At 49.8% G+C, this 21,318-nt stretch carries 22 protein-coding genes and 1 pseudogene; 10 read left to right on the top strand and 13 right to left on the bottom strand.

Going from position 1 to position 21,318, the window contains the following annotated elements; genetic code table 11:
• Positions 1–14: 14 nt before the first annotated feature.
• A pseudogene (locus ACX1DY_RS29565) lies at positions 15–257 on the bottom strand (MFS transporter); the annotation flags it as partial.
• Between the two features lie 744 nt (positions 258–1,001).
• On the opposite strand from ACX1DY_RS29565, the gene hemQ reads away from it, so the two are divergent.
• The 4 genes from hemQ to rarD all read left to right on the top strand — a co-directional run bounded on the left by hemQ (position 1,002) and on the right by rarD (position 3,745).
• Positions 1,002–1,748 (top strand): hydrogen peroxide-dependent heme synthase, encoded by a 747-nt coding sequence (gene hemQ, locus ACX1DY_RS29560; protein ID WP_458967693.1) that lies wholly within the window; start codon positions 1,002–1,004, stop codon positions 1,746–1,748.
• Positions 1,749–1,759: 11 nt separating this feature from the next.
• Entirely contained in the window at positions 1,760–1,903 is a 144-nt protein-coding gene (locus tag ACX1DY_RS29555; RefSeq protein ID WP_458967692.1) for a hypothetical protein, read from the top strand.
• Between the two features lie 205 nt (positions 1,904–2,108).
• Positions 2,109–2,567: a Rid family hydrolase gene (locus tag ACX1DY_RS29550; RefSeq protein WP_053779473.1), complete on the top strand. Its 459-nt coding sequence runs from the start codon at positions 2,109–2,111 to the stop codon at positions 2,565–2,567.
• A 296-nt stretch (positions 2,568–2,863) separates the two neighbouring features.
• Positions 2,864–3,745 carry an EamA family transporter RarD gene (rarD, locus tag ACX1DY_RS29545; RefSeq protein WP_458967702.1) on the top strand — a complete coding sequence of 294 codons (882 nt, stop codon included), beginning with the start codon at positions 2,864–2,866 and terminating at the stop codon, positions 3,743–3,745.
• 628 nt (positions 3,746–4,373) lie between these two features.
• On the opposite strand, the gene ACX1DY_RS29540 is transcribed toward rarD, so the two are convergent.
• Entirely contained in the window at positions 4,374–4,973 is a 600-nt protein-coding gene (locus ACX1DY_RS29540; protein WP_458967691.1) for a TetR/AcrR family transcriptional regulator, read from the bottom strand.
• A gap of 231 nt (positions 4,974–5,204) precedes the next feature.
• Between ACX1DY_RS29540 and gap the strand changes: the two genes are divergently transcribed.
• Both gap and ACX1DY_RS29530 read left to right on the top strand, forming a co-directional pair.
• Positions 5,205–6,215: a type I glyceraldehyde-3-phosphate dehydrogenase gene (gene gap, locus ACX1DY_RS29535; protein ID WP_458967690.1), complete on the top strand. Its 1,011-nt coding sequence runs from the start codon at positions 5,205–5,207 to the stop codon at positions 6,213–6,215.
• Positions 6,216–6,263: 48 nt separating this feature from the next.
• Positions 6,264–6,503: a NifU family protein gene (locus ACX1DY_RS29530; RefSeq protein ID WP_458967689.1), complete on the top strand. Its 240-nt coding sequence runs from the start codon at positions 6,264–6,266 to the stop codon at positions 6,501–6,503.
• Positions 6,504–7,050: 547 nt separating this feature from the next.
• On the opposite strand, the gene ACX1DY_RS29525 is transcribed toward ACX1DY_RS29530, so the two are convergent.
• Genes ACX1DY_RS29525 through ACX1DY_RS29505 form a run of 5 tightly spaced genes read right to left on the bottom strand, consistent with a single transcriptional unit; the run spans position 7,051 to position 11,382 of the window.
• Complete coding sequence (locus tag ACX1DY_RS29525; protein ID WP_458967688.1) at positions 7,051–8,355, bottom strand: ABC transporter permease; 1,305 nt, start codon at positions 8,353–8,355, stop codon at positions 7,051–7,053.
• Positions 8,348–9,250, bottom strand: a complete 903-nt coding sequence (locus ACX1DY_RS29520) for an ABC transporter ATP-binding protein (RefSeq protein WP_458967687.1) — start codon at positions 9,248–9,250, stop codon at positions 8,348–8,350. Before ACX1DY_RS29520 ends, ACX1DY_RS29525 begins: the two co-directional genes overlap by 8 nt.
• A 4-nt stretch (positions 9,251–9,254) precedes the next feature.
• On the bottom strand, positions 9,255–10,181 hold the full coding sequence (locus tag ACX1DY_RS29515; protein WP_458967686.1) for an ABC transporter ATP-binding protein: 927 nt from the start codon (positions 10,179–10,181) through the stop codon (positions 9,255–9,257).
• A gap of 16 nt (positions 10,182–10,197) precedes the next feature.
• Positions 10,198–10,593: a GntR family transcriptional regulator gene (locus tag ACX1DY_RS29510; protein WP_458967701.1), complete on the bottom strand. Its 396-nt coding sequence runs from the start codon at positions 10,591–10,593 to the stop codon at positions 10,198–10,200.
• Positions 10,594–10,653: 60 nt separating this feature from the next.
• Positions 10,654–11,382, bottom strand: coding sequence for a hypothetical protein (locus ACX1DY_RS29505; protein WP_458967685.1), 729 nt, complete (start codon positions 11,380–11,382; stop codon positions 10,654–10,656).
• A 138-nt stretch (positions 11,383–11,520) separates the two neighbouring features.
• Between ACX1DY_RS29505 and ACX1DY_RS29500 the strand changes: the two genes are divergently transcribed.
• Entirely contained in the window at positions 11,521–11,733 is a 213-nt protein-coding gene (locus ACX1DY_RS29500) for a cellulose binding domain-containing protein (protein ID WP_458967684.1), read from the top strand.
• A gap of 219 nt (positions 11,734–11,952) precedes the next feature.
• On the opposite strand, the gene ACX1DY_RS29495 is transcribed toward ACX1DY_RS29500, so the two are convergent.
• Together ACX1DY_RS29495 and ACX1DY_RS29490 are read right to left on the bottom strand one after the other, a co-directional pair.
• Positions 11,953–12,585: a hypothetical protein gene (locus tag ACX1DY_RS29495; protein ID WP_458967683.1), complete on the bottom strand. Its 633-nt coding sequence runs from the start codon at positions 12,583–12,585 to the stop codon at positions 11,953–11,955.
• Positions 12,586–13,005: 420 nt separating this feature from the next.
• A complete protein-coding gene (locus tag ACX1DY_RS29490) occupies positions 13,006–13,971 on the bottom strand; it encodes a tyrosine-type recombinase/integrase (protein ID WP_458967682.1) in 966 nt (321 codons plus the stop codon).
• A gap of 213 nt (positions 13,972–14,184) precedes the next feature.
• Between ACX1DY_RS29490 and ACX1DY_RS29485 the strand changes: the two genes are divergently transcribed.
• Genes ACX1DY_RS29485 through ACX1DY_RS29475 form a run of 3 tightly spaced genes read left to right on the top strand, consistent with a single transcriptional unit; the run spans position 14,185 to position 18,246 of the window.
• The gene (locus tag ACX1DY_RS29485) at positions 14,185–14,613 is read left to right on the top strand and encodes a chemotaxis protein CheW (protein ID WP_458967681.1); all 429 of its coding nucleotides are present in this window, start codon (positions 14,185–14,187) and stop codon (positions 14,611–14,613) included.
• Positions 14,614–14,643: 30 nt separating this feature from the next.
• Complete coding sequence (locus tag ACX1DY_RS29480) at positions 14,644–16,611, top strand: chemotaxis protein CheA (RefSeq protein WP_458967680.1); 1,968 nt, start codon at positions 14,644–14,646, stop codon at positions 16,609–16,611.
• A 45-nt stretch (positions 16,612–16,656) separates the two neighbouring features.
• On the top strand, positions 16,657–18,246 hold the full coding sequence (locus ACX1DY_RS29475; RefSeq protein WP_458967679.1) for a methyl-accepting chemotaxis protein: 1,590 nt from the start codon (positions 16,657–16,659) through the stop codon (positions 18,244–18,246).
• Positions 18,247–18,353: 107 nt separating this feature from the next.
• Here the strand turns inward: ACX1DY_RS29475 and ACX1DY_RS29470 are convergent, their stop codons facing one another.
• The 4 genes from ACX1DY_RS29470 to ACX1DY_RS29455 all read right to left on the bottom strand — a co-directional run bounded on the left by ACX1DY_RS29470 (position 18,354) and on the right by ACX1DY_RS29455 (position 21,313).
• On the bottom strand, positions 18,354–18,818 hold the full coding sequence (locus tag ACX1DY_RS29470; RefSeq protein ID WP_458967678.1) for a DUF420 domain-containing protein: 465 nt from the start codon (positions 18,816–18,818) through the stop codon (positions 18,354–18,356).
• A 2-nt stretch (positions 18,819–18,820) separates the two neighbouring features.
• Positions 18,821–19,732: a cytochrome c oxidase assembly factor CtaG gene (gene ctaG, locus ACX1DY_RS29465; RefSeq protein ID WP_458967677.1), complete on the bottom strand. Its 912-nt coding sequence runs from the start codon at positions 19,730–19,732 to the stop codon at positions 18,821–18,823.
• Positions 19,733–20,363: 631 nt separating this feature from the next.
• Entirely contained in the window at positions 20,364–20,687 is a 324-nt protein-coding gene (locus tag ACX1DY_RS29460) for a cytochrome C oxidase subunit IV family protein (protein ID WP_458967676.1), read from the bottom strand.
• A 2-nt stretch (positions 20,688–20,689) separates the two neighbouring features.
• Entirely contained in the window at positions 20,690–21,313 is a 624-nt protein-coding gene (locus tag ACX1DY_RS29455; protein ID WP_458967675.1) for a cytochrome (ubi)quinol oxidase subunit III, read from the bottom strand.
• Positions 21,314–21,318: the final 5 nt, after the last annotated feature.

The raw sequence follows: 21,318 nt of genomic DNA, 5'->3' as shown, positions 1-21,318 counted from the left end.
ACGCTGAAAATCCCTCGCTTCATTCGATGAGTGGCGACTGTGATGATAGGAGCTCCTATAGACACACCCAGTGCATATCCGGTAATGAGTAGCCCTGCTGAGGGGATGGACACCTGCAAGCTTTCGGCCACTTCAGGAAGTAACCCCATAATAATAAATTCAGTCATTCCAATCGCAAATGCCCCTATTGTCAGCGCTAATAGCGCCAAAGTCGGGCTTTTACTTTCTGGTTTATTTTCTATATTCACTACATCCAAATAAATAACCACCTATCCGTTTTTTTCAAAAAGAAAGCACTCGAAAACCAGCAGCTTTAGCACCAGACTCAGGTGATTCCTGCATTATTCACAAGCCCCATTCGACAAGCTCTTTTTGCCATCTACTCGTGTTTCCTTGCGAAACGGCATTCCTGCAAATAAGACTAGAAGAATGTTATATTCATTAGCACGCGCTTGTTATCCCTATCCAATTTGCTGAGCAAAACTCGTTAAATCCAGATCCCCCTAAACTCCCCAGCTTTAATCCTGTCACGAAAAAATCGAACATACGATTCCGGTCTTGCCTTTCACTAGAATCATGGTACAATAAAAGATACCGTTCGGTATCTTTTATTGTACAACAAGCTGTTCTAGAATGAAATAGCGCCGAGCCATTTTGATTTCATGAGAGGTATTACCTTTTTGGAATAACTAAAACTTATAGGAGGACTTGAGAATGACTGAAAAGTAAATTTTAAAAACGTTTGACTGATCTGACCTTATTTTTCCCCGAATTAAAGAGTTGTCACATAATGAATATATTTGTTAAAATACGGAACTAAAATTCTCATTGTTGCTCGGGATAGACGCATTCAAATGCTTCTCAAATCAATAGTCCCGTTACATTGGATGCAGCAACTCCTTATCAGGATGAAATCACTCTTTGTTCTAAGATCAAGAAATGAAATTCAAAAAAAGAAAGCTATTGGATAAGCCAAAACAACCAAGGGAGGCTAAAGTAAGATGAGTGAAGCAACAGAAACGCTAGAGGGTTGGTACGCGCTGCATGATTTCCGCACAATCGACTGGGTTGCCTGGAAAAGTGCAACCACAGAGGAACGCGAGTATGCAAAGCATGATTTGATGACGCTAATCTACGAATGGTCGGCGGTCGAATCCCGGATGGAAGGCAGCTTGGCAATGTACGCCATCGTCGGCCAGAAGGCAGACATTATGTTTATAAACCTACGCGAGACACTCGAGGAGCTGAACTCAGCGGAGAACGCATTTAATCGTTCTCGGTTCGCCAAATTCGTAAAACCAGTTTACTCATACGTCAGTGTCGTCGAGCTGAGCAATTATTTAGCACCTCCCGGCTCCGATCCGATGCAAGTTCCCGAAGTAGCCGCTCGCCTTAAGCCAATCTTACCCAAGGCGAAACATATCTGCTTTTACCCTATGAACAAGCGACGCATGCTTAACGATAACTGGTACATGCTCTCTCTGGAGGAGCGCAAAAACTTCATGCGCAGTCACGGTATGATCGGCCGCAATTATGCAGGTAAGGTCAAGCAGATTATCACCGGCTCGGTCGGCTTCGACGATTGGGAGTGGGGTGTTACACTGTTTGCCGACGATCCGCTGCATTTTAAGAAGCTCGTCTATGAGATGCGGTTCGACGAGACTAGCGCACGCTTCGGAGAATTCGGCCAGTTTTACGTTGGCAACATACTCACACCTGTTGGCTTGACAGAGTTGCTGAACGTGTAAAGGGCTAAATTATGCTTCACGGATTAAAAATGCTTTATAAACCCTCCTTTGAAATTAGTGGTGTTAGAGAAGTAAATGACGAAGCTCTTGAAAAACTGGCTAAGAAGTATGCTGAATTCGTCACTCAGCCATTTCTGATTGCAGTTGAATCCTAAGGGGGGATCTCACTCGGGGAGTCATCCAAAAACTTAACCCCTCATAAGCGGCGCTGCGCTCATATGTCCAGTAATCGTTGCTGGTGCATAAAAAAAGAACGGTTCCTGAGCATAATGTTATCCATCAGCAACGACAATGCAATCGGCTCACAAGAAAAAGCGGCTCGGATATCCGAGTCAGCGTATACGAAAAGGAGATAAGAAGATGACGAATACGAACGCAACGAATGGTAAAGAGGCCGCCTATCATGGTGTGCCGGCGGAAGACGCTTACGGTTATGCACAAGCAATCAAGATCGGAAACACGATCCATGTTTCCGGCCAACTCAGCCACGACGAAAATGGGGCGATGGTCTTCCCCGCGGTGCTCGATGAATCTGGGAAGCCGGCCGACTTCTCGATGATGGAGGAGCAGATGCGGGTAACCTATGCCAATGCCGCGAAGATCCTAGCACAATTCGGGGCCACCTTCGATCACGTGGTTGAAGATACGCTCTACGTCCTCGATGTCGATGCGGCATTTGCGGTCGCAGGCAAGGTTCGGAAAGAAGTCTACGGGACACCGCAGCCTCAGGTCGCCAGCAATTTGATCGGCGTACCGAGACTGGGCTTCCCAGAGCAACTAATCGAAATCGTCTTCAAGGCAGTGCTGCCTCAAGCCTAAGCGGACGCGGGTTTGACGAGGAGGCGTGCCCATCACGAACCCATCAAGACAACTGCCCCCAACGACATGCTGATTGTGTGCCAACCTGTGGCAGCATGTCGTGTTATGCATGAGACGTGTATTGGCATCCTTGGTCGCTGATAACTCCTGTAATGCAGTCGGTTCAGCCAAGTTGTACGTTAAATACCGAAAGGCTATTTTTATAAGATGAAACAAATTGAGTTACAATTAATCGGCGCTACGGGGAACTGAGCATATTGCACTCAGACATCGGAGCGGGAGGAAGGAAATTGATTATGAATAATGGGTTAATCAACGCTATTATCGCTTATATCATGTGGGGAGTTCTCCCGCTTTATTGGAAGTTGTTTAATGATGTGCCCGCAGGCGAGATTTTATCGCATCGGGTTGTCTGGTCGTTTGTCTTCATGGGCATTCTCGTCACCGTCCAGCGCCGCTGGGGTGATATGAAGCGGATTGTGACTAGCCGTTCGCTCCTGCTATCGCTCACCGCCAGCGGACTGTTGATCGCTGCTAATTGGCTCATCTTCATCTGGGCTGTCAACAACAACCATGTCGTTGAGACAAGCCTCGGCTATTATTTAAACCCGCTGCTGAACGTGTTACTAGCGATCGTCTTCCTTCGTGAGAAGCCGAATCGTGGCCAGTGGCTCGCAATTGCCGTCGCTGGCGCGGCGGTGCTCATCATCGCAATCGACTATGGGCGATTTCCATGGGTCGCAATCTCGTTGGCTTCGTCGTTTGGCTTATACGGTCTTGCGAAAAAGAAGATTGTGCTAAACGCTTCTGTAGGCTTGTTGTCGGAGACAGTTGTAGTTCTACCCTTTGCGCTCGGCTACTGGGTCTATTTGGCCTCCGTGGGCAAGGCGATGGCATGGACGCTGCCTCCGTACATGTTCATCGAACTACTCCTTTCGGGCGTAGTAACTGCACTGCCGCTGTTCTTCTTTGCACGAGCAGCCGCCCGCATGGCGTTTTCCACGCTCGGATTCGTACAATACATCGGGCCGACAATCATGCTGTTACTGAGCGTATTTGTGTTCAAGGAATCGGTATCGTCTACCCTTCTCGTCGGTTTTGCACTCATTTGGACAGCGCTTGTTATATACGCTGTGGCATCAGTTCGTGGCACAAAAGTCACGAAGGTGAATGTATGACGAGGCCTTCAGGTGTCAGACAATTCAACATATTAATGAAAGCGTCCAAACGGTGACAGACGTCGCCAAAGAACTGAAGATTAACCAAGACACAGTGTATGGTTCTCCAATAATACGCTGCCCGTTCAACACAACGTGTTAAACCGCGAGTTCCAAGCGACCAAGCCCGAAGAGAAATGGGTCAGCGATATCATTTATGTCTGGACCGCGGAACGATGACTGTATTGGGCCAAGCCTGTTGGTTAGCCAAAAAAGGTAAAAAAGCCGCCTCATTCGGTAAAGTGTGTGTACCCCTGCAATCTCCCGAAACGAGGCGGCCTCATGAAAAAACCTACTTCAATATCCAGCATTCTTCAATATACTGATAAGTTATATTTGTTTTTGGCGGAAGCTGCCTTCCAGCAGTGGAAGGGATATCGGGGATGGAGAGCAGCGGATGGCGCGTAGCGGGCGTGCAAGGTTGACCAATCCACTATTTCTTCAAGCGTTTGCTTAATATCATGATCAGACTCTACAATCAAAAAAACCGGCCGCCTGCCTTGGGCTCCCCATAAGGGGCAAAAAGCAGGGGTACAGCTACATGTCGGACTTCTTGGCGACCGTGGAGAACTCTGCAACGTACAACTGATTAACTATTTTTCAAACAACAATTTTGTAAATAGAATGCAAAGCATGCTGTATTCATTTGCATATGCTTATTATCCCCATCTAACTTGCTGAGTAAAATGCCTCCTTCGAGCAAGGAAAAGGCAAATGAAGCAAGTGCATCCGTATCCAAATCCTCCTTAAACTCCCCACTATTTATCCCGTTAAGAATTATACTCTTTATCATATCCAAATGGTTATGCAGCCCTTGTCTTGCCCGATCTCGAAGCTCCGTATGAGTATCGTCACTTTCTACTGCTGTATTCTGCATAGGACATCCGCCAACAAATGGAGGATTACCAACAACATCTTCATAAACACGAAAAAAAGCAAGCAACCTCCCTGACGCAGACTGCTCCCGGTCGACCGCCTCAGCAAATTTGCTGATAACTATACTGGCAGCGTAGTTGTAGGCTTCAAGTGCAATCTCATCTTTATTTGTAAAATGTCGATAGATGCCCCCCTTCTTAATTCCGGTGTCGGCAATAATATCGTTTAACGATGTACCAGCATAACCTCTTTGATTAAAGATTGCTGCCGATCTCATAATAATGTGCTCTCTTGTTCGATCTCCTTTTTTCATAGTTTCCTCCCAATGATCTTAGTCTAAACCAACATTATATCAAATTTACGGACGAAACCTTGCCAAAGTTTTAAATTCTGATATAATAAAAGGTACCGATCGGTATCTTTTATTATAAAACAAACCCATTCCAAAGGCAAACCTGTTTGGCTTCGGCTCATTATTTACCTTTAAGTTCTATTGGACAAACTTATGTGGAATGGATTTAGAACGAAACAGGAGGACTATTCAATGAGTATAAAAGTAGGCATTAATGGTTTTGGGCGAATTGGAAGACTCGCTTTCCGTCGTATTCAGGAAATGGAAAATATCGAAGTTGTAGCGATAAACGATTTAACTGACGCAAAAATGCTGGCGCATCTGCTCAAATATGATACTACACAAGGCACTTTCCATGGTGACATTGAAGTTCATGATGGATCTCTTACTGTTAACGGCCAAGAAATTAAAGTGCTGGCTAACCGCAACCCTGAAGAAATCCCTTGGGGCGAGCTTGGCGTAGCTATCGTACTCGAATGTACTGGTTTCTTCACCACCAAAGAAAAGGCAGAGCTTCACCTGAAAGGCGGAGCAAAGAAGGTCGTTATTTCCGCTCCGGCAACAGGCGACATGAAGACCATCGTATATAACGTAAACCATGAAACACTGGACGGAACGGAAACCGTCATTTCCGGTGCTTCTTGCACAACGAACTGTCTCGCTCCCATGGCTAAAGCTTTGAACGATAAATTTGGAATTCAGTCCGGGTTGATGACCACCGTTCACGCTTATACAGGCAACCAGAATACTCTTGATGCACCAGATTCAAAAGGAAACTTCCGCGCAGCACGGGCTGCAGCAGAGAACATTGTTCCTTACTCCACCGGTGCTGCTAAAGCCATTGGCCTCGTTCTTCCTGAATTGAAGGGTAAACTTGATGGTGCATCTCAGCGTGTACCTGTAGCAACAGGCTCCGTAACAGAACTCGTAGCTGTTTTGAACACGAAGGTTACGGTTGAAGAAGTTAATGCCGTTATGAGAAAAGCATCAGATCCAGAAACATACGGATATACTGAGGACGAGATCGTATCTTCCGATGTTAGAGGAATGACATTTGGGTCTCTTTTTGATGCAACTCAAACAAAAGTTCTAACAGTTGGCGACCAGCAACTGGTGAAAACTGTAGCCTGGTACGATAATGAAATGTCTTACACCGCGCAACTGGTTAGAACATTAGAATACTTCGCAAAAATCGCCAAGTGACATCATTGCAATTCTTCTTCACACAGCCTTTATGAAAGGAGTCATGAAGTGGGAGATTCTGAGGAATTGTTCGAAGATGTAGATGATGTTTTGAGAAGACTGCGTCCTTTTTTAAACCGCGATGGCGGAGATGCCGAATTGGTTCAAGTTAAGGACGGAGTGGCTAAACTAAAATTCCTGGGAGCGTGCAACGGCTGTCCTAGTGCAACGATCACATTGAAGGCTGGAATTGAACGTGCCATTTTTGAAGAAGTGGATGGCATTCATGAAGTCGTTCAAGTCTTCTAGAGAAAGGGTGACCACACAAACTACTTCCTTGCCGCAGCTCCATGACGAAGATTGCTCTAGATCCAACGAAAGTATGTGCTTCTGAAAAGATTGGCTTTTCCAAGTGCATGAAGTGATCGCGCTTCAAGGATGCGGTATCGTTAAATGCACCGGAGCTTAGCCGGAAGAACTGGAACGGATCGAAGCGATTTTGCTCGGATAATTTACTTTCAATATAGGGGGGGCTGTCCCAAAAGCCATGAAATGGCTACTTGGGACAGCCCTTTCTTTTCAGTTTGTAATTAGCATAATCAAGAATATCCAGTAGAGCCCAAATTTCTGATTCGGAAAGTGCTAATCCATATTCAACCATAGGGATTCCCAATCTTATGAAAAGACACTTTCCGAATACTTGAAATCCAAAGCAACAACCACACAAACCCTTTGATGCAACAGCATTTATCTAGAATTCCGTTGTATTTTTATGACAAATCTTCTGACTATCTATGACATTAGTTCGTCTTACGTGTGACAATATTACGTATTGCCCACACCTGTTATCCACGCTCTAAATCTTGTATGCCTTCATCGCTTTTCTGATCTCTTTGATGCTTGGGCGTTTGCCGTACATCAGGACGCCGGTGCGGTAGATCTTGGCAGCGAGCCAGCCCATAACGAAGGTGGTCACAAGCAGGATCACAAGCGAAACGGCAATTTCCCAGAAAGCGACTTCCCCTACACCGATGCGCAGCAGCATGCTGAGCGGTGAAGTGAAAGGAATATAGCTGGCTACCTTGATAAGCATGGTATCCGGGGCCGAAATGCTGAACATCGGAATATAGAAGCTGACAAGACCCAGCATCAGAACCGGCATCAATGCCTGCCCCAGATCCTCCGTACGGCTGACAATGGAGCCTACGGCTGCATACATGAGCGCATACAGGAAGTATCCAAGAATATAGAGAATAAGACCATATACCAGGATTCCAGCATTTAGCTGGCCCAGATCCAAATCAAAGTCGGACAATATGCTGGCATTATGCGGAAGCATCAGGTTGGCGGCGACGCTGGCGGAAATAATTGCAATCTGCAGCAGGCCGACCAGGAAGATACCGATGACCTTGCCGAACATTTGCGTAAGCGGCGAAGCGCTGGTAATCAGAATTTCCATAATACGCGAGCTTTTCTCCGAGGTTACCTCGGCTGAAATCATATTGCCGGTCATCATAATCGACATAAAGAACAGGAACAGCAGAGCATACACGATGACATAGTTAATGATAGGTTTAGACTTCTCAGGTGCGTCCACGCCCGCTGTTCCGTCCGTGGTGATCTGCTGTGTACCGATGGATACCGGGGCGAACATGGCAGCTACCTGCTCCTGGGTCAGCTTGTCGCCGACGATCAACTGGGTGTTGACCTGCTGCAGCGCGTTCTGGAGATAGGTTTGCACGTCTCCATTCAGCTCTCCGTCTTTACTGTGATAGGTTACAGGAGGCACGCCATCCCCGGCCTGTGCGGCAAAAGTAAGGTAGCCTTCAATGGTTCCGTCATCCAGCCCCTTCTTCAGAGCAGCGTCATCTGCTGATGCATACGGCGTAAGCGCCACCTTGTCTGCAGCTTTATCCGCATTCGCAGGCGCAGGAGGCGTAAAGGCCACCAGGAGATCGGCAACACGGTTGCCCTGCTCAGCTACTACACCAATCTGTGTAGTCTTGGCAGCACCATCGTCGCCCTTGAATACTTTGATCATATACGGAATGTTCATACCGATGCTGATCAGCAGCACGAGAATCAGCGTCGTTACCGTAAACGACTTGGTTCTCACTTTATTTTTGAAGGTAAAGCCGATAATTGTTCCCATCTTATTCATTAGATTCACCCACCGCTCTGATAAAGATTTGGTTCAAGGTTGGTTCCTTGATTTCGAAATGCTCCACTTCTCCCGCCGATATGGCATGCTGCAGAATGCGCTGCGCCGCACCGAGCTCGCTGATCGAAAGGACATAACCGCGTTCCTGCCGTTGTACTGCGCTTACCCCTGGAATGCCTTCCAGTCCGCTGACTTCACCCACTGTCCGCAGTATAACCTCCTCGCGGGGGTAGCCCTTCTTGATCTCACGGATATCGCCCTGAACAACCGTATTGGAACGGTCGAGAATGGTAATATTGCGGCACAGCTCCTCCACGTGCTCCATCCGGTGAGTGGAGAACAGAATGCTGGTGCCCTGATCGCGCAGTTCCTTTACTGTATCCTTGAGCAGCTCTACATTGACAGGGTCTAAACCGCTGAAAGCTTCGTCGAGCACCAGAATTTGCGGTTTATGGACAACAGCAGCGATAAAGCCCATTTTCTGCTGATTGCCCTTGGAGAGCTCTTCGATTCTCTTATTGTAGTATTCCGGGACGTCGAAGCGGTCCAGCCAGTAGCGCAGGCTCTTATCCGCATCGCTTGCCGACATGCCGCGCAGCCGGGCCAGATAAATGATCTGGTCGCTGACCTTGACCTTCGGATACAGACCCCGTTCCTCCGGGAGATATCCCATCAGATGCTGCAGCTCATTGCTGTATGCTTTGTTGTTGTAGAGTATCTTCCCTTCGTCAGGATAGATCAGGCCAAGCACCATGCGCATGGTTGTTGTTTTGCCGGCGCCGTTGGCACCGAGCAGTCCATAAATCTCACCTTGCTCCACCTTCAGGCTGATTCCATTTACTGCGGTTTTGTCACCATACTGCTTCACTACGTGTTCCAGCTTCAAAGCTTCCATTCTCTTAATCTCCTCTCTCCTGGTCAATCAGAACGGGGCGATGCCCCTGTGTCCATAAGCTTAAGATTTCATCCAGCTCCAAGCTTCGGGTCTTAATAACCTTTACGCCCAAATCGTGGATGCGTTTCTCATTCTGCTCTGCCTGCGGGGATATAAATGAAGCGACTCCCGGTGTCTCCACCGCAAAATGCATCGCTCCCGGCAGCTCGGCCGCCAGCTCATCCAGCTCTTCCTGCTCCATCTGAACGGAAATCTCACTCCAGGAGCCGAACAAGCTGTCCTTCTCGGCCATGCCGAGCAGCTGCCCCTGATGCATCAGCACGATATAATCGGCGAGCCGCCGCACTTCCTCGACGATATGGGTAGAGATCACCACGGTAGCACCGGTCTGATCCATGTGCTTGCGCAGCGTTTCGATCATGATCTTCCAGGCAAAGGGGTCCAGCCCCGAGGACGGCTCATCCAGCAGCAGCAGCTTCGGGCGGGCCGCAAGCGCAGCGGCAATCTCGAATTTCCGGCGCTCGCCCTTGGACATTTTGCCAAGCCTTGCCCCCTTCGGGACTTCAAATTTCGCAAGCAGCTCCTGGAAATAGCCATGATCCCAAGCCGGATACCACTGGCGGCGGAATTCGCCCGCACCTTCGGCAGTCCAGTATCTCTCCTCAGACTGCGAGGTCTCCGGGACGTAGGCAATGCTCTGGCGAACCTCCAGCGGCAGACCGTCCGCATGCTGCTGCTCGAACCAGCGGATCTCTCCTTCTTCGGGGTACGTAAGCTGCAGAAGCATGTGCAGCAGCGTGCTTTTGCCGGAGCCATTCTGGCCCACCAGTGCGGTAATATAGCCTTGCGGGAGATTCAGATTAAGCGGCCCTATGGTTCTGTTGCGACGCTTCTTGCTCACATTCCGCAGCTCTATAGCCTGCTGTACCATTGAATGACCCCACCCTTCATTTCTGTGCCTTATATTTGTTCTTCACAATCTCCATGAACAGTTCTGTCAGTTCCTCTTCCGAACAGTTTACCGATAAGCCGACATCCACCGCACCCTCCAGCGCTTTGCGGATAGCCTCTCTCTTGTAGCCTTCCATCGCGTCACCACCCACATGAGAGACAAAAGTACCCGTACCCTGCCTCGTCCGCAGCAGCCCTTCATTCTCCAGATCCTGATAGACCCGGCGAACCGTAATGACGCTGCATTTCAGGTCACCGGCAAATTCACGGATCGAGGGAAGCAGCGTACCTTCGGTGATGACTCCGCTGATAATCAGCGATCTGAGCTGGGTTTCGATCTGGTGGTAGAGCGGCTCGGCGCTGTTCTCATTAATTTGAATCGGAATCCACATGATTTCCACCAACCTTCCAGGCCCCGGCAAGCCGGATGGCCTTCTTGCCATTCAGCCCCTTCATACGAGATCACGGCTCTTCAGCCGGTGTATGGTCCATTTGGAAAAGAGCTGTACCGACAGCGTGCCCAGCAGCAGGGTTGCCCACATGAGGGGAGAGGCGAAGCCCCATTCCTTCGCACTTTGAACACTGAAGAGGAACAGGTTCCCTCCCGAAAACCAAATCAGCAGCGCTATGCCCAGGCACAGGAGCGTAATGAGCAGGAGGAACCAGAAATATATTTTGCCGCTGAACGATAATTCGATGAAAATGTAAAGTCCCGACATCATAAGTCCAAAGCCGATCCAGGTCAGTGCAAAGGCAAGATAGCCGGGGATGGATAATTCACTTCGGATTTGGCCGCTGATGGCATACGTGAGGCCGAAATAGAGCGCTCCGTTCAGCCCGAAAGAGCACACGGTGTGCAGTTTTCTTTTGCACAAAATTACAGCAGACGGAATCGGAAGAGTTCGCATGTAAGCGAGCATTCTCGTATAAGAATCCTCACTCCAATACTTCATCGTGCGCTTGGAGAAGGTGAAGCCAAGCATCGGAGTCATAGCGAGCAGCAGGAAATCAGCCAGAACTTCCCCCTCCCCCTCCCCCAGGACATCACTGAAAATCATTCCGTTAAATATGGACATATAACCCATAAATAAAATGGCGAATATCAGCGCCTGCAGGATCTTCAGCTTGTCGGCCCGAAGGTCGCTCCGGACAATAATCCAGGCATTTCTTATGGTTGTCATGAACTCTAACCTCGCTTTGTCGTCTCATGAGCGTAGGCGTCAGCGGATACCGTGTATATTGTGTATCGCTGTGTGCTTACTGTATATATCTATATACACAGTATATGACCTGATATTTCCAATGTCAACGACTATTCCATGTACGCGTCAGATAACCAGGTGAAGCCATTTTTTATCATCAAAAATAATGGAACCACCGCAGTACCCGCAAGCAGTCTGAAAATCCGTTACTGGTTCACTATTGACGGGGATACGCCTTTATCCTTTCATTCCGGCTATGCCGCCCTGGGCAATACTAACGTACTGGGCAGCTTCGTGAAGCTGGAGCTTGTCTGGGGAACCGAGCCGTAAGCGGTGTAAACAATTGTGAGCAACAAGTGGAAACGGCTACGCCGTCCTTAAAAGAAGCCTAAGCTTCCGAAGCAGCGATACTCCGTATCGCTTTCAGGTATCCGTTTCAGCGAGAAATAGAAGGATAATTTATAGCGTGAAACATTTAAATTGTTATATTTATGTAAAAGCAGCCCTACCTTCTGCTCTGAAGGTAGGGCTGCCTTATTGTTGTTGTACCTACAGGTCTACGTTATGGGAAACCCGTAAAATTGTAGGCATGATGCGAGTCTGGTCAGTCGTTGTATACTCTGGGCATTTCATTTGCGGCACACCTGCACCATCCAGGAAAATACCTTCCAGTTTGTTGCTTGGCTCGACTTTTTCCTTAATGGCTGCTCTAAAGGCAGCGGCTGTACAACCGGTTGGTGTAGTGACCAGATACAGATTCAGAGAGGCGCCATACAGCAGACCAGAGCGTGTTACCTTGCCGTCGGGGTTATACATTTTTTCAATGTTAACCGCTTGGTTGCGCCATGTAGAATCATTCTGAAGATTCATGCTGATCCCACCCTGAATCCAGTTGCTGCTGGAGTATGCGGTGAACCCGAAATCGCTCAGGTCCTCTACCACAGCCAGATAGTACTTTCGGTTAGTTCCATCCCAAGCCAGTGTACCGCGGGCAATTATTCCATTTTCATACAGGTTGCGGTAGCCATTCTCGTAATCCTTCGAACCGATCTGTTCTCCATCATTGGCAGCAATTGAACAAATTCCATAAGGACGCGGGACGCCGGAGTCAAAAAATCCGCCGTTCATTGCAACGGTAGCATTGCAGTTCGCCACATTCGTCGATGTTGTCGGGATATACATTTCGAGGGGAAGTCTTAATTACTTTCAGAACCACGCCATTGCTTGCGGTATAGCTGTTGAACACATAGTACGCCATGAGCAAAAACTCCCTTAACAGGTTGTAGAAGCGGGACGACAACTGATCAAACTGTCCCTGTCTGATCAGTATGGCTTCTCACTGAGTAAAGTGAAAATCAGCGGGGGTTTAACAACCAAATTTTTGGGAGAAAGTAGATGTTTTATAAATGCATATCCAAGTAAGTATGTATATCATGACTGAAAATGTCGTACAATATCACTTATGCGACATTTTTCCCGTTAAAAAAAGGGATAATTGCACATTTATGCATATCGAAGCTGTTATGCCTACATTATAGGTTATTTTCATAACGCTGTATAGGAACTCATCAGAAAAATTATCGTTATTTGTCAAACCTTGTCTCATTGAATAAAAGTTCGCAGGCTGTCCTCGACGAAATCGGGGGCGGCCTTTTGGATTTGCTGCACCGTATGCAGGTAGCGCTGTGTAGTATTGATGTGAGAATGCCCAAGCGATTCCTGCACCTGCTGAAGCGAGGCGCCTTGCAGCAGCGCAAGCGTAGCATTGGTGTGCCGCAGCCAATGCGGGGTAGGCTCCTTCTCAATGGAGCTGATCACTCCGGCTGTTTTGATGATCCGCTCCACTTGCCTTGAAGACAACGGAAACATCCGAAGCGACCCATCCGGCTCCCCGTTTTCCGCAAGGGAGCTTGAGAGCTCGGAGTATAACTGCCACAGCGTAGGCGGCACTTTGATTTCACGGCGTTTGCCGCCCTTGGCATTCGCAATTGTCAGCCAAATCGAGGTTTCCAGAGGATCTGTATGGAAATCCCCCCATCTCATTGCCGTCAGCTCCGATACACGCAAGCCCAGCATGACCAGCGTCAGCCCAATTAAGTAATTCCGCAGACCCTGCTTCTGCAGCTCGCCAAGTAAATTCCCCACTTCTCTTTTGGTCAAAAAATTTCTTCTGCTGGTAATCGTAATTTTGGGAATCCGTACGCTGGAGGTCGGATTGCTGCTGAAGAAGCCAATATGCTGGCCGCTGCCCCATTTATAAAATGATTTTATGGGTGCAATGAAGGCGGCAATGCTGGCCGGGGCTAGCTGCTTCGGATAACTGTAGCCGCCTTGTGTCAGAAAGATTTTATAAGCCTCAATCTCCCTCCAGGTAACCTCCCGCAATAATTTGCCTGAAATAAATTTACGAAAAGCAGTGATTGCCCGCCCATAGTTGCGGCGCGTATTTGCATTTGCGCAGCAGGTTGCCAGAAACATCTGCACGATCTTTTCGTCGCTGCTAAGACCATCCCCGCCCTCCACTAAATCCAACTGAACTTCATTAGATTTTGCCTGTTCTACTGTCATTTCATTGCTCCTCTTAGGTTATGGAATGTCGCATAAGTGATATTGTACGACATCTTCCCGGTTTTTTTGTTATTTCCCCTTAAAACAGAGGAAAAATATTCATCCCGCTGGATAATTACAAGGCGCGGATACTTGAAGAAGGGAGGACTTAAGTCACCCGCTCCAGAGAAGCGGTGATTCTTAACCACTCGTAGAGAAACCGGAGGAACTATTATGGAGTCGACAGCACAGAAACAGTACGTCGAGTTCGGGGTGGAGGACGAGCATTATGCAATTCCTATCTCCGATGTTCATGAAATTATCAGAATGCAGGAAATCACGGAAATCCCGAACTGCCGCCACTATGTTAAGGGCATTATCAACCTCAGGGGAAAAATTGTACCAGTGCTGAGCCTGCGATTTCTTCTGGATATGGGGGAAACCGCCGAGACCAAGCACACGCGTATCCTGGTGGTTCATCATCAGGAAGAAGCCATCGGCGTCATTGTGGACAAGGTAAACAAAGTAACTACGTTCAGTGATATCCAGCCCCCGCCGGACAGCTTCTCCGGGATCAGCGGCTCCCTTTTTACAGGCATCGGCTTCTCCTCTTCAGCACTCGTTGGAATTCTGAAGCTGGATGAGATACTGCTGCGCGAATAACCGAAGGCAACATGGGAGAGAAGGTGCATTATGGTTGATTTATCAGAATACCGGGGGATTTTTCTGGAGGAGCTGGAGGAGCAGCTGCAGCTCATAGAAGATGAGATCCTCCGGCTGGAGCAAGCTGGGGAAACGGAAGCCGGCATACAGCAATTTTTCCGGGCGGCGCATACGCTCAAAGGCTCCTCGGCTTCGATGGGATATAACAAGCTCAAAGAGGTTACCCATCACCTTGAGCATCTGCTTCATCAAATGAGAAACGGCGAACTGCATGTTACGCCAGAGCTCATTCAGCTATTCTTCCAGGCACTGGACGGAATGCGGACGCTGCAAACGGAAATTGCCACGGAGGACAACGAAACCACTGACGTATCCGAGCTAGTCCACAGGCTGAGTTCATTTGGAGCCCAGGGGTATGTGCGCAGTCCCACTGTACAGCATCACAATAGGGATGCAGCCCCCCTCCTGCTGCTGTGGTTCCATGTCCGTCTGTCCCCATCATGCGAAATGAGGCTGCCGCGCCTGCATCTGATCGACGCCAGGCTACGGAGCCTGACCACTGTCCTTCAAATGAAGCCGGAGCTGGAGGATAAGGATATTGATGACAGCGGCCTGGAAAGTGCTTCCTGGATGCTGGCTCCGAGGGGCGATGTCGATGAAATCAGACATACCATTGCCTCCATAATGGATGTCGAGAGCATCACCATAGAAGAACTAAAGGAGACTTCCCTTCAACAAGACAACGACAACAAAGCGGAACCTCAAGGGGGCCAGGAAGATCACGAGCTCTCCGGGACAAGTTCTGCTGCGGCCGACAAAATGAAGTCACAAACGATTCGTGTTAGTGTTGACCGGCTGGAGAAGCTCATGAATCTGGCAGGAGAGCTGGTCATAGATCAAACCCAGTTCGGGCAGCTGCACCGGAGCTTTCACCAGAAATTCGGCGCAGATAACCTAATAGATGAGCTGGGACAGCTTTCCGACCATCTGTCAGCCATCACCGGCGAGCTGCAGGAAAGCATGATCAAGGTCAGAATGCTGCCTATCGAGCAACTGTTCAATCGGCTGCCGCGCATGGTCAGAGATTTGTCGCATTCGCTGGGCAAGCAAATTGAACTGGTGATTGAAGGCAAGGAGACCGAGCTGGATCGGACACTGATTGAGGAGCTGGGCGATCCGCTAATCCATCTTCTCCGCAACGCCCTTGATCATGGAATCGAGACACCTGAAATCCGGCGTGCGGTTGGCAAGAATGAAACGGGAATCGTCCGTGTCTCTGCCGCTCATGAGGATAATCAGATCATCCTCGTCATTGAAGACGACGGGGCAGGCATAGATACGGAGGCAATTGCGCAGTCAGCCGTGAACAAAGGCATCATTACAGCCGAAGAGGCCCGCTATATGAATGAGGATGAAGCCTTGCGCCTTATTTTCAGACCCGGATTCTCTACCGCCACTGAGGTGAGCGATATCTCCGGGCGCGGGGTTGGCATGGATATTGTCCGCAACGATATTGAGCGGATCAACGGAATCATCGACATTGAAACCGTCAAAGGACAAGGCACCCGCTTTCGGATCAAGCTCCCCTTGACCTTGGCTATTATCAGAGGGCTTCTGGTTAAGGCAGGCAAGGAAACCTTTGTGATTCCCATGAGCAATGTGGCTGAAATTATCCGCACCGCTGCAGGGGAAGTCAAGAGTGTCAGGGGCAACCCCGTCGTTACAGTCCGCAGCCAGCTCGTGCCTGTTGTTTGGCTGCATGATTATTTTCACTATCCAAGAACAGAAGGGTTAACAGATTCGCTCCCTCTAATCATTCTTGGCCGTGGCGAGAAAAGGATCGCGCTGACTGTAGACGCACTGGTCGGAACTCAGGATATCGTCATTAAATCACTGGGCTCATACATAGGCAAGGCCGATGGCATTGCAGGGGCAACCATACTGGGGAACGGCAAAATTGCACTGATCATCGACACTGGCAGCATTTTTATTCAATGAAGCTTTACGGTTCAACAAAATAAATGCTAACTGGAGGAAACAGGTATGAAATGGTTTTATAACTTGAAAACAAGCGTGAAATTAATCTCTTCCTTTCTGGTGGTCGCTGTTATCTTGGCATTTGTGGGCGTCTATGGACTGAGCAACCTTGGCTCGATAAACAACAGTCTGGACGACATGTACAAGAACAACTTGATTCCGGTCTCCTCACTTCAGGCGTCCCAGAACAGCTTCACCACTATGCGCGGAATTGCCCGGGACCTATATATTAGAGAATCCTTAGATGAACGGAAACAGCGCGTGGAGGACTATAAGGTTGAAAAACAAAATGTGCTGGATAATATAGCAGCTTTCCGTAAAACCAAGCTCAGCCAGGACTCCATCAAAGCGATCGAACCGTTCGAAAACGCCTGGAATGCGTATTTGACTACATACGAATCCATTGTCAGCTCGGCCCTTGCCGGGCGGGACGATGAGCTTCTGGGCAAGCTCCGCAGCAGCACGCTGTCTGACCAGGCAGATGCTCTCAAGCAAATCATTAACAGCCTCATCAGCATCAACATCAAGGAAGCAGACCAGGCCAGAATAAACGGAGCTGACTTGTACAGCTCTTCACGAACGATTACCCTTTCGGTCATTATTATTGCTGTACTGCTATGTATTGTTTTGGGCATTGTCATTTCCAGAGTCATTTCGAGGCCGCTGGCCCGGGTAGTCCAAACCCTCGTAAAAGTAACGGATGGTGATCTGCGCACCCAAGTGGATATTGATACCAAGGATGAAATAGGGATGCTGGCGTCCAAGGTGAACGAGATGGTCCTCAATCTCCGCAACACCGTAGGTGCAATATTGTCGCATTCCCAAAGCCTGGCCGCATCCGCCCAGGAAATCTCCGCAAGCACGCAGGAGGTTGCCAGCGGCAGCGCAAGCACCGCGAACGATGCCAGCACGATCAGTGAGTTGTTCAAGGAGCTCTCCAGCGCGATTCACTCCGTAGCCCAGAACACGGAACAGGCTTCATCCATCTCGGATGAGACCGTCCAGATTGCCGAAGACGGCAATAATATCATTAGGGAATCTATGGAGAGCATGCAGTCGGTAAGTGACCAGATGTCCCGGCTGGAGGAGGACTCCCAAAAGGTCGGAGATATTATTGATGTCATCGAGGATATTGCCGACCAGACGAATCTGCTTGCACTGAACGCCGCCATCGAAGCGGCAAGAGCCGGAGAGCAAGGACGCGGCTTCGCCGTCGTAGCCGATGAGGTGCGGAAGCTGGCCGAACGCAGCGGTGAGGCGACCAAGCAGATTACGGGCATCATCAAAGGCATGCAGGTGAACACCCGCTACAGTGTGAATTCCGTACAGGAAAGCGCCGAACTGTCCCAGAAAACCGGAACTGCCTTCCACAAGATTGTCTCGATGGTGAATAATGCCGGCCAGAAAATTTCCGAGATTGCCGCTGCCAGTGAAGAACAAGCGGCACAGTCAACCAATGTCTTGGCCGCCGTTGAGAACATTTCTGCAACTACCGAGCAATCAGCCGCAAGCAGTGAGGAGACGGCTTCCTCTGCCCAATCCCTGGCCAATCTGGCCGAAGAGCTGCAGAACACTGTTGCCACCTTCCGTCTGTAAACCCCGGCGGGACTTAATCAGCGAGAAGAAAAGACCTGTGAGCCTGCATTCCCAAGCGGAATTGCAGAGCTCACAGGTCTTTTTCTTTTACAGCAACACTTATGCCATTATGCGCCTAGAATGACTTCCCACACTGGCTTTGTATGACCGCCCGGATAGAAAATGTACAGCAGCACATATACTGCCACCCCTGTAATGGCTGTAATGAACCAGATCACAGCGGTGATTCTGCCCCATTTCCGGTGCTTGGCGTACTCGGCCTTAAATCCGAGTATCAGCGTCGTAATCCCGAATACAGCCGCTACCGTCGCCAGCACGATATGGAAAATCAGAAAGATGTGATACAGCAGCGACAGATTCTCAGGACCGCCCCAGGATGTATTGCCCACGAACACTGTTCTTGACGCGTATACGATGAAGAACAGGATAGCAGCTACAGCAGCGGCAATCATCGTCTTCTTGTGCGCCTCGCGTTTGCCCTTAATAATTTGTCCCCAGCCGATAGCCACGAGTATCGCACTAATCACAATAAACGATGTGCTGATCGTTGGAAACACTGTAAAAATGTCCATGATTATCCTCCTCGGTGCTCTACCTGCCCGGAAGAAAGCGCGGAGTCCTCTGCACCCTCTTGTCCGTTCTCTTTTTTATACCAATGATAGAACACAAAGACAAGCATCGAAGCAAAAATAAATTCCTGAATGAACTTCATGGCGATTCCGCCTACCTGCTGATCGGCCTTGGGTGACAGCCAGCCAAAGAAAGCCGGACCGCCAAAAGCCTGCAGAAGCGCTGCGGGACTTCCCGATACGCAATACCCCATCGCGCGCGCCCATGTGCCTGGATCACTATAGGTAGCATAGAGCGGCGCTCCCGCAAAAATAATCAGTCCGCATGCAGGCGTCAGCAGCACCATGTTCAGAAAGATATAACCCACCTGGCTGAGCCCGCTCAAGCTTCGCCTCTCTGGCAGCGGGTTGATCAGATTCCACCACATGAGCGCAGAGGTCAGGAACAGCACACCATAATACAAGCGGTGCACCGTAAAATGCACCATAACATAGTCATGGACCACCGGAATATGGTACAGCGAGAACAGTCCGTTGAACAGCAGCGCCGCCAGTACAGGCTGGGCCAGAAAAGACAGCCGATGCGGAAGTCTCCCCAGCAAAGCGCGCCAGCCCCAATCCGGAATGCCCAGCATGATCAGCGGCACCGCCACCAGATAGGAGAAGGCCATGCTCACCATGTGAAAAGAAAACAAAATATGCCCCAGCAGGCTAAGCGGCCCGCCCTGAGCCAGATAGAGCGCCAGCATGCCGCAGGTGAACGAGAGCCGCCGCCACAGCGGGACCAGAGATGAACCGGGGAAACGTCTGGCGAGCGGCCCTATCAGCACAAAATACCCCGCTGCCAGCAGCAGCATTGCCGCCAGAAACAGCGGACTCCACAGCTCGGCAAAGCTAAAATAGGCTAATCCCGGCATGATTAAGGCCTCCTCGGGCGTGGTATGTTCGATGGGACAAGGCATGGGGCGCGCAGTTCCTGAGTGCTTCACAGAGCCGCGCTCTTCGGCTGGTGGCCGTTGCGAGGGCCGGGTGGGGCACCAGGCAGCCGATCTGCGGCCTCACGCAGTCCCCCCGCAGGTTCGCGAAACTACGGGTAGGCGCGGCCTGCTCCTAAGCCCTCAAGGCAAATGTGTTTCCCGTACAGCTAACGTGCGCTTCCCCTCTACCCTAGCTGAGTATGTCTGCCCGTTGCTCAATAGCAATGACGTCACAGCCTCCCGTTCCCCTCCGCGCTCCTCCCCTCGATTGTTAAGTGGAATTAGTACCACTAATCCTTCTATAAACCCGCCGCTACGGCCGCTAAGTGGAATTTGTCCCACTAATTCAGAAGAAAACTCACTCAGCCGCTGTTTTCAGCAAAATTAAGTTTACTTTTTCCAACTAACATCCGTTTCGGCCCCAAATGCCGAGAATTAAGTTTACTTTTTCCAACTAATCCTCTCGCCCAGAGCGAAATAACCCCACAAAGTGGGGCTTTGGCTTCTATGGCCACCCGGATTCTTTGCAGGGGCCCCGGAATCATGTACTTTACAAGCACCGCCCCTCCCGCTAATCCCACCAGACCCAGTACAGCGCCATCACGATACAAGTGCCTGCGATAAAAAAGCCGCCCAGCATGAACACAATCGGCAGCAGATGCCCCTTGTCCTTGAGGTGCATCCAGAAGCCCATCTGCAGAATGACCTGCAGCACAGCCATGACCAGCAGCAGGATTACTGCAAATGTCGCGTTGACCCCTCCGGCAGCTACAGCCGCGAAGGCAATCAGCGTGAGAACAACAGAGAAGATAAACACCACAATATGCCGCTGCGGCCCTTCATGCCTATGCCGGTGCTTCACCGCGCCGTCCGGGGAGTGCTGTTCCGTCGTCATGGTTAACCCACCTTTCCGAGCAGGTATACAACCGTAAAGATAAAGACCCACACCACATCAATAAAATGCCAGTACATCGCGGACACATAAATTTTTGGCGCGGTGACTACCGTCAGCCCCTTGCGGGCCAACTGTCCGATCAGCACGGAAATCCAGAGGATGCCGAAGGCTACGTGAGCGCCGTGAAAGCCTACCAGTGTGTAGAACGCTGAGCTGAACGCGCTGGTCGTCATGCCGAACTCCTCATGTCTTACATACACGCTGAATTCATAGATTTCCAGCGCAAGAAAGCAAAGGCCGAGAAATACCGTAACAAGCAGCCAGTTGCGCAGCAGTGCCGGCTTGTGCCGATGCATCGCCTGAATGGCGAACACACTGGTCAGGCTGCTGACCAGCAAGAGGAATGTTGCCGCTGCCACCAAAGGCAGGTGAAACAGTTCGTTCGCTGACGGCCCCTCATTCGTCTGATTGCGCAGCGCCAGAAACGTGGCGAACAGTGTGCCGAACAGCACCGACTCCCCGCCAAGGAACAGCCAGAAGGCCAGCACCTTGTTACGCCCTTCCGGGGTCGCTTTTTCCGGTTCGAGAGGTAAAGTGTCTGATGCTTCAGCATGTGCCGTTGTCATGTCTG

The sequence above is a fragment of the Paenibacillus sp. BAC0078 genome (assembly GCF_054483875.1).
Note: the sequence above shows the minus strand (reverse complement) of the source record. Positions and strands in the feature narration are given on the sequence as shown.

What these genes read in the sequence shown, in the direction of transcription:
- ACX1DY_RS29475 (WP_458967679.1), top strand. Translation starts at nt 16,657, where the DNA reads ATGAAATGGTTTTATAACTTGAAAACAAGCGTGAAATTAATCTCTTCC.
- ACX1DY_RS29470 (WP_458967678.1), bottom strand. Translation starts at nt 18,818, where the DNA reads ATGGACATTTTTACAGTGTTTCCAACGATCAGCACATCGTTTATTGTG.
- hemQ (WP_458967693.1), top strand. Translation starts at nt 1,002, where the DNA reads ATGAGTGAAGCAACAGAAACGCTAGAGGGTTGGTACGCGCTGCATGAT.
- ACX1DY_RS29485 (WP_458967681.1), top strand. Translation starts at nt 14,185, where the DNA reads ATGGAGTCGACAGCACAGAAACAGTACGTCGAGTTCGGGGTGGAGGAC.
- ACX1DY_RS29455 (WP_458967675.1), bottom strand. Translation starts at nt 21,313, where the DNA reads ATGACAACGGCACATGCTGAAGCATCAGACACTTTACCTCTCGAACCG.
- ACX1DY_RS29460 (WP_458967676.1), bottom strand. Translation starts at nt 20,687, where the DNA reads ATGACGACGGAACAGCACTCCCCGGACGGCGCGGTGAAGCACCGGCAT.
- gap (WP_458967690.1), top strand. Translation starts at nt 5,205, where the DNA reads ATGAGTATAAAAGTAGGCATTAATGGTTTTGGGCGAATTGGAAGACTC.
- ACX1DY_RS29555 (WP_458967692.1), top strand. Translation starts at nt 1,760, where the DNA reads ATGCTTCACGGATTAAAAATGCTTTATAAACCCTCCTTTGAAATTAGT.
- ACX1DY_RS29505 (WP_458967685.1), bottom strand. Translation starts at nt 11,382, where the DNA reads ATGACAACCATAAGAAATGCCTGGATTATTGTCCGGAGCGACCTTCGG.
- ACX1DY_RS29515 (WP_458967686.1), bottom strand. Translation starts at nt 10,181, where the DNA reads ATGGTACAGCAGGCTATAGAGCTGCGGAATGTGAGCAAGAAGCGTCGC.
- rarD (WP_458967702.1), top strand. Translation starts at nt 2,864, where the DNA reads ATGAATAATGGGTTAATCAACGCTATTATCGCTTATATCATGTGGGGA.
- ACX1DY_RS29490 (WP_458967682.1), bottom strand. Translation starts at nt 13,971, where the DNA reads ATGACAGTAGAACAGGCAAAATCTAATGAAGTTCAGTTGGATTTAGTG.
- ACX1DY_RS29510 (WP_458967701.1), bottom strand. Translation starts at nt 10,593, where the DNA reads ATGTGGATTCCGATTCAAATTAATGAGAACAGCGCCGAGCCGCTCTAC.
- ACX1DY_RS29520 (WP_458967687.1), bottom strand. Translation starts at nt 9,250, where the DNA reads ATGGAAGCTTTGAAGCTGGAACACGTAGTGAAGCAGTATGGTGACAAA.
- ACX1DY_RS29495 (WP_458967683.1), bottom strand. Translation starts at nt 12,585, where the DNA reads ATGTATATCCCGACAACATCGACGAATGTGGCGAACTGCAATGCTACC.
- ACX1DY_RS29480 (WP_458967680.1), top strand. Translation starts at nt 14,644, where the DNA reads ATGGTTGATTTATCAGAATACCGGGGGATTTTTCTGGAGGAGCTGGAG.
- ACX1DY_RS29525 (WP_458967688.1), bottom strand. Translation starts at nt 8,355, where the DNA reads ATGAATAAGATGGGAACAATTATCGGCTTTACCTTCAAAAATAAAGTG.
- ACX1DY_RS29540 (WP_458967691.1), bottom strand. Translation starts at nt 4,973, where the DNA reads ATGAAAAAAGGAGATCGAACAAGAGAGCACATTATTATGAGATCGGCA.
- ACX1DY_RS29500 (WP_458967684.1), top strand. Translation starts at nt 11,521, where the DNA reads ATGTACGCGTCAGATAACCAGGTGAAGCCATTTTTTATCATCAAAAAT.
- ACX1DY_RS29550 (WP_053779473.1), top strand. Translation starts at nt 2,109, where the DNA reads ATGACGAATACGAACGCAACGAATGGTAAAGAGGCCGCCTATCATGGT.
- ctaG (WP_458967677.1), bottom strand. Translation starts at nt 19,732, where the DNA reads ATGCCGGGATTAGCCTATTTTAGCTTTGCCGAGCTGTGGAGTCCGCTG.